This window comes from Bacillus sp. BS3(2021) (assembly GCF_021043345.1).
Taxonomy (GTDB): Bacteria; Bacillota; Bacilli; order Bacillales; family Bacillaceae; genus Bacillus; species Bacillus paralicheniformis.
The window spans coordinates 1-10,445 of record NZ_JAJNDM010000018.1; the positions used below are offsets into that span (position 1 = coordinate 1).

3 protein-coding genes are annotated in these 10,445 nt (G+C 45.0%); all 3 read right to left on the reverse strand.

Annotated features, from left to right (window positions below; translation table 11 throughout):
* The coding region (locus LQ247_RS21935; RefSeq protein ID WP_231006596.1) for a condensation domain-containing protein at positions 1 to 2,018 on the reverse strand (2,018 nt) is incomplete at its 3' end.
* A gap of 113 nt (positions 2,019 to 2,131) precedes the next feature.
* Complete coding sequence (gene bacB / locus LQ247_RS21940; protein ID WP_231006598.1) at positions 2,132 to 9,949, reverse strand: bacitracin non-ribosomal peptide synthetase BacB; 7,818 nt, start codon at positions 9,947 to 9,949, stop codon at positions 2,132 to 2,134.
* Positions 9,950 to 10,069: 120 nt separating this feature from the next.
* On the reverse strand, positions 10,070 to 10,445 hold a 376-nt coding region (locus tag LQ247_RS21945; protein ID WP_229079035.1), incomplete at its 5' end, for a phosphopantetheine-binding protein.

The following is a 10,445-nucleotide window of genomic DNA, read 5'->3' on the forward strand; positions in this document are numbered from 1 at the left end:
TCTTTTTCGATCAGGACGAGTGAGGCTCCGTTTAAGAGAGCGCCGAAGATGTCGAACACCGATCCGTCAAACGAATAGTTGGACAGCTGGAGAATGGCGTCATCTTCAGTGATGTCGATATAATTGGTGTTTTTAACGACTCTTGCCGCACTGTAATGCGGGGTGACGACGCCTTTTGGCATTCCCGTAGATCCTGATGTATAAATGATATAGGCGGTATCGCCGGAATCATTGACAGAACTGAGCGGTTCTTTACTGAATCCGTCTGAAGCCCCTTTGTCCAGATGAACGATGTCAGCCTCACAATCGATTCCGTCTGCCGCTTTTCCTTGTGTAAGCAGTACCGCGGCTTTTGTGTCTTCGAGCATGAAGGCCATTCTGTCTTTAGGCGTTTCAGGGTCGATTGGCAGATATGCGCCGCCCGCTTTTAAAATCCCGATGATGCCGATGATCATTTCAAAGGAGCGGTCCGCGATGATCGCCGCAACCGAGCCTCTGCCGATACCCTTTTCCCTGAGGAGTCTCGCGGTTTGGTTTGCTTTCTTATTCAGCTCTCTATAGGTCATGCGCTGAGCACCGAACACAAGAGCCGTCTGGTCAGGCGTCTTCATGGCCTGTTCCTCAAAGAGCTCATGAAGCGGCTTGTCTTTCGGATAATCCGTTTTTGTATCGTTGAATGTGTCTAAAATCCTCTGTTGTTCTTCTTTTGACACAAGGTTGATGTCTTGTAATGTTTGTGCCTCATCTTCCGCCACTTGTTCTGCGACGGTGATGATATGCTTTTCTAATGTTTCGATGATGGTGTCGTCATATACATTTTCATCATAGATGAAGAGCAGCTTTAATTGATCGTCAAGAGCCGCGGAAATGCTGAAATGATAATTGGTCTGTTCTTCCCCGCTGACATTCACCATTTCAAAACCTACATCATTTTTTTCTTCAAACGCTTTTTGGTCAACGGCATAGTTTTCAAAGACCATGACATGGTCGATCAAATCATTTTTCAACTCGCTTAGCGCTTGAACCTCCGCTAAATTCATGTAATTGTAGCGGCTGCTTTCTAAAGCGTCGGCTTGGGTTTGGCGCAGAACATCTTTAAAAAGCTTGTCTTTGCCCAGCCTGATTCTGGTCGGGATGGTGTTGATGAAGACGCCGACCATTGTTTCTATACCTTCCACTTCGGCATCTCTGCCGGAAACAACGGTTCCGAACACCACATCCTCGCTGTTGTTGTATTTCGCCAAAATCACGCCCCAAATGCTTTGCAGCACGGTATTGATCGTTACATGATTCTGGTTGGCCAATTTGATGAGGCGATTTGTCAATTCTTTGGAACATTCAATCGTTTTCTCTCTTCTTTTAAAACCCGTCTCAGAAGGTGTGCGAAGCTTTGGAAGCGAATTTTTTTGATCATAGCCGCTCAAATAGCTCTCCCAATAGCTCTGAGCTTCTTCTTTATCCTGATCCTCCAGCCATTTGATATAATCGCTGTACGGCCTCGGGTCTTCCAATTGATGATGTTGGCCTTTCCGCTTCATTTCATATATCGTCAACAGCTCATCCAGGATGATGCCAAGGCACCATCCGTCAAGCAAGATGTGATGATACGTCCAGACAAATTGATACGAATCGTCAGACGTTCTGATGAGACAAGCTCTCATCAACGTATCTTTGGCTAAGTTAAAACCCTTTTGTCTATCTTCTGCCAAATATCTCTCCAAAACGACGTCTTGCTCATGCCGGCCTCGTATATCAAGATAGTCAAACTTCATGTGCCGATCTTTGATAATGACGTGCAGCGGCTCATCCAATCTGTGATGAAATGATGCTCTTAGGATCTCATGCCTTTTCATGACTTCATTTAGGCTTTCTTCAAACATCCGCTCATCCACATCACCTTTTAATTCAATGATGAACTGCTCAAAATATGCGTGTGACGCTTCGTCTTTCATGGCATGAAACAGCATTCCTTTTTGCATGTTTGATAACGGATATATTTTCTCAACTTTTGTTTTCATATCGTCATCTCATCTCCTAGAATTCCTTTTGTTTTCAGATCCACATGGGCCGCCCATTTTTAAGCAGCAGGTTAACCATTTCAAGGGGGCTTCTTTAGCTTTTTTCATGATGTCTAGCTGTCGATAGATTCATATTCATTTAATAATTCTTCAAGATCTTCCAACGAGAGTTTGTCATAACCGTAGTCAGAGGACGTTTTTTCGGTTTCATTTTTGCCCGTACAATGGCTGATGACCATTTGCAAACTTTCTTTGAATGCTTGATTCAATTCGCTGATCGTATCTGGAGAATACTCGTATTCGTTAAATGTCGTACTGATCATCAATTGCCTGCCGGCAACGACTGAATCGATTTCAACAGAAGCATCTCTTGCACTTTTTTCTCCGATGCTTTGACCTGTTGAAAGCTTTGACGATGAAAATTGTTCAGTCGTCAGATCATGATCGAGCTCACCAAGATAATTGAATAAGATCGGAGGCTTTTCATCCTTTATAAGCCCTTCGTCTTTTCTCAAATACTTGAGGATGCCGTATCCGATTCCGTTATTCGGTATTTTCCGCAAAGTTTCTTTCACGATCTTAATCATCACAGACAAATCTGTTTCATCTTCTAAGTCGATGAATACCGGATACATTGCGGTGAACCAGCCGACCGTTCTCGTAATATCCACATCTTGCAAAATATCATCTCTTCCATGGCCTTCCATAAGAATTTTCAGCCTGTTTTCCCCCGTCAGCTGCCTTGAGGCGATCAACAAAGCCGTTAAAAGGAGATCATTAATCTGCGTATTGTATGCTTTATGCGCCTCTTTCAGGAGCTGTTCCGTCTCCATTTGGCTGAGGGATATTCTGAGTGTTCTGCTATTTTCATAGTTATCATGTGCCGCTTGGCGATGTTTAGGGAGGAATGCCATCTTTCCTTTGGATATCTCCCGCCAATATTCTTGTTCTTTCAGGAGCTTTTTGCTGCTTGCGTACTCAGCCAGTTTTTCGGAAAACGTTTTGTACGAATCCGTTTTATAACCGAGCTCTATCGGTTTGCCTTGCAGGGCTTGACCGTATACCGCTTCAAAATCCTCGAACAATATTCTCCAGGACACGCCGTCTACCAAAAGGTGATGGATCGCAATCAGCAGATGGTCTCCCTCCGTTGTTTTAAACACGCAGAGCTTGATCATTTTGCCCTCGCTGATGGATATGTCTTTTTGAATATTCGTCGCTATCTGATAAACAGTTTCCTCGAGATTTTTTTCCGTTTTCAAATCATAGACATTCAGATCGAAGACGCTGTCTTCCAAGCCGCGGTTATGCTGAATGATTTCACCGTTCTTCTCCCGATAGACCATCCGTAATGCATCATGGTGTTCTGTGAGTTTACGGATAACCTTTTCGACGATCCTTTCAGCAAACCCGTTTTCCCTGTAGAGCATAAACGCTTGATTATAATGGTTTTGCTCCCTTTGATTCGCTTCAAAAAACGACCTTTGCACAGGAGTCAGCGGCACTTGCCCTTGCACGATTTCGCTGGTGCGAGCTTTCGTTTCTTTTTTGACATATTTACTGAGGTGTCTGATGGACGGATTGGTAAACAGATCTTTAACCTGAAGCTTGAGATCGGCTCTTGATAATTTTGAAACGATTTGCAGAGCCTTAATTGAATCTCCCCCGATTTCAAAAAAATTATCGTTGATTCCGATTTTGTCCCTGTCCAGCACCTCCTGCCAAACAGCGGCCAGCTTTTCTTCCGTTTCATTGCGCGGCGCTTTATATCCGCTTGCCGCTATGGCGTCTCCGGCAGGTTCAGGAAGCGCTTTTCGATCGATCTTTCCGTTTGGCGTGAGGGGCATCTTGTTGATTTGAATAAAATAGGAAGGGAGCATATAATCCGGTAAATGATCGGACAAATATTCCCTCAGTTCATTTGCGTTTGTTTTCGCTCGAGCGACAATATAGGCGCACAGGTACTTATGTCCTTTCTTGTCTTCCCGGTCTATAACGACAGCTTCGCTGATGTTTTGATTTTCCAAAAGCTTCGTTTCAATTTCGCCTGTTTCTATTCTGAAACCGCGAATCTTGACTTGGTGATCGATTCTCCCGAGGAATTCGACATTTCCATCAGGCAGCCACCTTGCCAAGTCTCCCGTTTTATACATCTTCCCCCCGGCGGCAAAACGATTTGGAACAAACCTTTCCTTCGTGAGTTCCGGTTTGTTTAAGTATCCCCTCGCGACCCCTTCACCGCCGATGTACAACTCACCATAAACGCCGACCGGCTGCGGGTTTAATGAGGAATCCAATATATAAAATGCTGTATTGTCCAGCGGCTTTCCTATCGGCGTATTCGCAATCTCTGGAATCCGATCCAAAGCTTCTTCATAATAGCCGGAATCGACAGAAGCTTCTGTGACGCCATAGCTGTTGATGATTCTCATCCTTTGTCCGAACCGTTCAACGAGCCACTTATAATCTTTGATCGTGCAAGTGTCAGAACCCATGATCAACAGCTTCATGCTTGAAAGGTCAAGCTTGTGATGATCGATATATTTCATCAAAGGAATGATCAGGCTTGGCGTCGATTCCAACATATGAATGCCGTATTTGTTGATCATGTCATACAGCAGATTCATTTCCAGTTTGACATCATCCGGGACCATATACATTGTTCCGCCGTTGAGAAGACTGCGGCATAAATCTCCTGCGAATACATCAAACGACATGCTGGCAAGCTGGAGCAGGTTAACTGAAAATGATGCCAATTCATAGTGCTTTCTCCAAGTATAGTGGGCATGAATGATATTGCGGTGCTCGACCATCACGCCTTTCGGGTTTCCCGTCGTACCCGAGGTATAGATGACGTATGCCAAATCACCGGGGGAATTAAGATGCTCCAGATTGCTTCCATCCGTGTCGTAAGCATCGGCCTGATCGATTTGGATGATTTCTCCGGCAAAGCTGATGCTGCCAATAAGCTGATGCTGGGTCAGCAATAGATCAGCTCCGCTATCCGTGATAAGATATTGGATGCGCTCTTTCGGAAGCCCCGGATCGATCGGCATGTACGCCCCGCCGGCCTTTAGAACCGCCAATATGCCTGTCACCATTTCCAACGAACGCTCCGCCATGATTCCGACTACTGACTCCCGCTGAACCCCTTTTTTCCGCAATGTTCTGGCCAATTGATTCGCTTTTTCATTTAATTCGCGGTATGTCAACATATGATCTTTGAAGACCGCCGCCGGATGATTCGGTGATTTTTCGGCCTGCTCTTCAAACAGCTCAGAAAAAATTCCCGACGGGTGTTCGGCGTTCGTATCATTAAATTGATACAGCACTGTGTTCCTTTGTTCCTCTGAAAGCATGCTGATTTCGTTTAACGGCTTCTGCGGATGATCGGAAATATCTCTTAGGATATTCACGAAATGCTGCGCCAGCGTTTCGGCGGTTTCTTTTTTATACAGCCTTGTGCAGAATTCCAGGTGAAACGTAATGACGCCTGCGGACTCTGCTGCTGCCAGCGACAAATCGAATTTTGAAATCTGAAACTCCAAATCAACGGGTTCAACATGCAATCCCTCTATATCAGGCTCTGCATCATCCAGCGCCTGCATATCAAACATTGTGTCAAATAAGGCATTTCTGCTGATGTCCCGTTCCAAATCTAATTTGTCTACGAGTTCATCGAAAGGATAATCTTGATTTTCATAGGCGTTAAACGTATTTTCTTTTACATCTTGCAAATACTCAATGAATGTCCTGCCGCCTTTCGGATGGTTTCTCATCGCAAGGGTGCCTACGAACATCCCGACCGTCTGTTCCAACTCCTCCCGGGTTCGCCCCGCAATCGGCGAACCGACAATGATATCTTCCTGTCCGGTGTATTTCGAAAGCAGTATTGTATACCCGGCCAACAGCAGCATATACATCGTGACTCCGTTTTCTTTCGCTGTTTTTTTCAGCTTATCCGTCAGCTCTCTTTCGATTGCAAATGCGATTCGATCTCCTTCATAGCTTTGCATTTGCGGCCTTGGAAAGTCTGTCGGCATGTTCAGAACAGGGATGGCGTCTTGAAAAACGGATAGCCAGTATTCTTCCTGTTTTTTCAACCGGTCTTTTTGACAGGACTCTCGCTGCCACTCGGAATAATCTTTATATTGGATCTTTAACGGTGCAAGTTCCTTTACTTCATATAAAGCCGCCCATTCTTTCATCAAGATCCCGATTGATACGCCATCGGAAATGATATGGTGCATATCAAGCAGGAGAATGTGTTCGGCTGCGTTCACCCTCACCAGCTCCGCTCTCAGAAGAGGGGCTTTTTCCAGGTCAAACGGTCTGATAAATTGATTCATCCGTTCCCGAAGGCTGCAATTGTCAAGCTCCCGGTATTTCATTTCAAATGTGACCTCTTCGTTTATATTCTGAACGGGTTCGCCATTGATGGTCACAAAGGATGTTCTTAAGCTCTCATGTCTTTTGATTAGCGTTTTGAAGGCCTTCTCGGCCTTTTTCGTTTGGAGCCCACCTCTTATTTTCATCGCAAAAGGCATATTGTAGGCGGTTTGGCCTTCTTCGATTTGATTGAGGATGTACAGCCTTTTTTGAGCGGAAGAAAGCGGGTAGTATTCTTTCTTTTTCGCTTTTAGAATGTCGGATTGAACTTGTTTTTGTTTTTGTACGATATAAGCTGCGATGTCTTTAATCGTCGGATGGCTGAAGATTTCCTTTAGCGTCACTTCGACTTTTAATGCCGCTTGAATTTTCGCGGCCATTGAAAAAGCTTTTAACGAGTGTCCGCCGATGTCAAAGAAATGGTCGTTAATCCCGATCTGTTCCGCTGGCAAGATATCCTGCCAGATCGATAAAAGTAAGGCTTCCGTTTGATTGCGCGGGGCTTCGTAGCGGGCTTGGGCAAATGCCCCTCGATCCGGCTCCGGCAATGCCTTAAGATCAGCCTTTCCATTGATCGTGCGGGGAATTTGATCAAGCTTGATAAAGCAGGACGGAATCATATACTCCGGAAGGTCCTTCGCCAAACGTTCTTGAACCTGCTCAATATCTGCGTTTTTGTTATTGAATGCGATGTAGGCGCATAGATATTTGCTGTTTTCCTGATCTTCCTTCGCCACCACGATGGCTTCATTAATATCGTCGTTCATCAGCAACCGGTGTTCGATTTCTTCCAGTTCGATCCGATAGCCGCGGATTTTGACTTGGCTGTCGATTCTGCCTAAAAACTCGATGTTTCCGTCAGACAGCCATCTGGCTAAATCGCCTGTACGATATACTCTCTCGCCTGATTCGTCCAGCACAAAGGCCGCTTTTGTCAATGTTTCATGATTCAAGTATCCCCTTGCGACCCCTTCGCCGCCGATCAATAGTTCGCCCGGTACTCCAACCGGTTGCGGCCGGCCGTATTGATCTGCAATGTATACTTTATAATTGCTTAAAGGCTTGCCGATAGGAATGCTCGTTTTTTTGCGGTCTGCGCTGCTTAGTTGATAATAGGTTGCACAAACTGTCGCTTCCGTGGGACCGTAAGAATTGTAAACGTCGGCGCCTTTGATGATATTTTCGACGTACTCAAATTTTAATACGTCGCCTCCACTGATAAATTTCATCTGCGGATGAAAGGTTAAGTGCTGATTTTTATCGATTTCATTCAATAGAAGCGGGGAGCAGCTGACAAGTGTGACACGATGCTTCCCGATCGTTTTCACCAGTTCATCAATGTTCAGATCGCTTACTTTTCTGCTGATCACCAAGCGCCCTGAGCAAGCTAAAATAGGGTAGACTTCTTCAGAAAATGCATCAAATGAAAAGGATACGACTTGCAAAACTGTATCATCTTCGCTCAAAGGGATCCTTTTCGTAAAAGCATCAACATAATGAACGACATTGCGGTGAGTCGTCATGACACCTTTCGGCCTGCCTGAAGAACCCGAAGTATAAATTACATATGCCAAATCAGAAGCCTTATTGACATTTGGGAGATTTTCTTTGCTGAAAGATCGGGTGTCTTCGGCGGTTATCAGTTGACGCCCGTCTATTTTCGATTTAAAGGGCTCCTGGATGACGACCATATCAGCTCCGCTGTCTTCCAGCATATATTTGACTCTGTCCTCCGGATAATCCGGATCAATTGGCAGATAGGCTCCGCCGGCTTTTAAAATTCCGATAATCCCGATGATCATCTCGAGTGAACGGTCTGTCATGATCGCGACAATTGTATCCGGCTTTACGCCCTTCTCTCTTAAAAGCCAGGCCAATTGGTTGGCTTTTTCGTTCAGCTCTCTATATGTCAATTGCTGATCTTCGAATATAACAGCGGGGTGATCGGGTGTTTTTTCAGCCCGCTCTTCAAACAGCCGGCTGAGTGTCTTGTTTTTCGGACCATCTGTCTTCTCATGATTGAATGTATGTAAGATGATGTCTTTCTCCTCTTCCGACATCATCCTAATCTCGCTTAACGCCAGTTCAGGGTGATGAGCAGCGTCTTTTAAAACATTCAAAAAATGTCCGGCCATTCTTTCAATCGTTTCTTTTTTATACAGATCCGTGCAATATTGAAAATCAAATTTCAGGTTGTCTCCATGCAAAAATGCCGTCAGGCTTACATCGAATTTCGCGACATGAAATGGAATATCATACGTGTCAAAATGCCCCCCGCCGGCTTCAGATGCGAAATCATCCGCATGCTGCAGATCAAACATCGTATCAAACAGCGGATTTCTGCTCATGTCCTGTGTCAAGCCCAGATGTTCGATCAATGCATCAAATTGATAATCTTGATTTTCATAGGCGTTCAGCGTATTGTTTTTGACCGTTTGGACATATTCGCTAAATGTCATGTTCCCCGTTGGCCGGTTTCTCAGCGCAAGGGTGCCGACAAACATTCCGATTGTCCCGTTTAAATCGGCATGCGGTCTTCCGGCAATCGGCGAGCCGACAATGATATCCTCTTGTCCGGTGTATTTTGACAGCAGAATGGTGTAGCCTGCCAAAAGAAGCATGTACATTGTAACGCCGTTTCTTGCGGCTATCGTCTTCAGTTTTTTTGTGGTGTCCTGATCCAATTCCACAACCGTTCTGTTCCCTTGAAAGCTTCGGATTTTCGGTCTCGGAAAATCAAGCGGCATATTCAATACCGGAATGTCTCCCCGGAAGGTGTTAAGCCAATACGCTTCCTGCTTCTTCAACCGGCTCTGCTGCTCGATGTCTTTCTGCCACTCTGAATAATCTTTATACTGAACCGCCACCGGAGGTAATTCTTTGCCTTCACAGCAGTCGGCGAATTCCTTCATTAATATTCCGATAGAGATGCCGTCTGAAATGATATGATGCATATCAACGATCATCATATGCTCAGCTTCATCCACTTTTACGATTTCCGCTCTTAAAAGCGGGGCTTTTTCTAATTGAAAAGGTTTGATGAAACGGCTGATTTTCTCCTGAATGCTTTGATCCCCCAACTCGCTGTATTCAAGTCGGAACTCGGCTTCCTGTTCGATTTTCTGCACCGGTTCGCCATCGAGCATGACAAAAGAAGTTCTTAACGATTCATGCCTTTTGATGAGCGCTTTCCATGCCTGTTCAATTCGGCTGATTTGAACTTCACCGTTTATTTTTACAGCCAGCGGCATGTTATAGGCCGTTTTGCTGTCATCAAGCTGATTTAAAATGAACATCCTTTTTTGTTCTCTTGACAAAGGATAGGTTCCGCTTTTAGACGGCGCCGCTTTCGGAAAGCTTCGCTCAATGTCCGTTTCGCACGCTTCCAGCGCTGCGATGATGTCTTCTTTATACCGCTTGATTTGCTGTTTTAAGTCAGCCGTCAATAATTCTTGAGGACCGATGATTTTGATTTTGCCCTTGTTATGGTATAAGGTGATATTTTTCTTTTTCAAATCATTTATGAAGTCCATTATGCTCATACTCATCTCACTCCATTCGTCAGACTTGCGGCCAATATCAGAATCGGTTTTTTTTTGCGAAAAATGGGGGCAGCTGTACAATCTATCATTTCAAATGATAGATTGTACAGTGCAATTCCATCACACTTCCTCTTCCGCGTACTCCTCACTAACGGCCGATTCGGCTTCAGCGGTTAATACAAAACGCGCTAATGATTTTGCAGTCGGATGTTTAAAGAACGTGCTGATCCTCATATTAAGGCCAAACGTTTTGTTAATGGAATGAACAGCTTGCATCGCTTTCAGCGAATTGCCCCCCTTGTCGAAGAAATGGCAGGAAATACCCATCCGCTCTGTTCCGAGTACGTCCTCCAAGATGGAAATGATGCGCTGTTCGACATAATTTCTTGGCGCTTCGTACTCTGCTTCAGTTCCTGCGCTTCTGTCCGGCTCAGGCAGGGCTTTTCTGTCCACTTTCCCGTTTTTGGTGAGCGGCAGCTTGTCCATGTTCACGAAA

Bases quoted from the DNA above. Each gene is read 5' to 3' on its own strand.
- bacB (WP_231006598.1), bottom strand. From the start codon at position 9,949: ATGAGCATAATGGACTTCATAAATGATTTGAAAAAGAAAAATATCACC.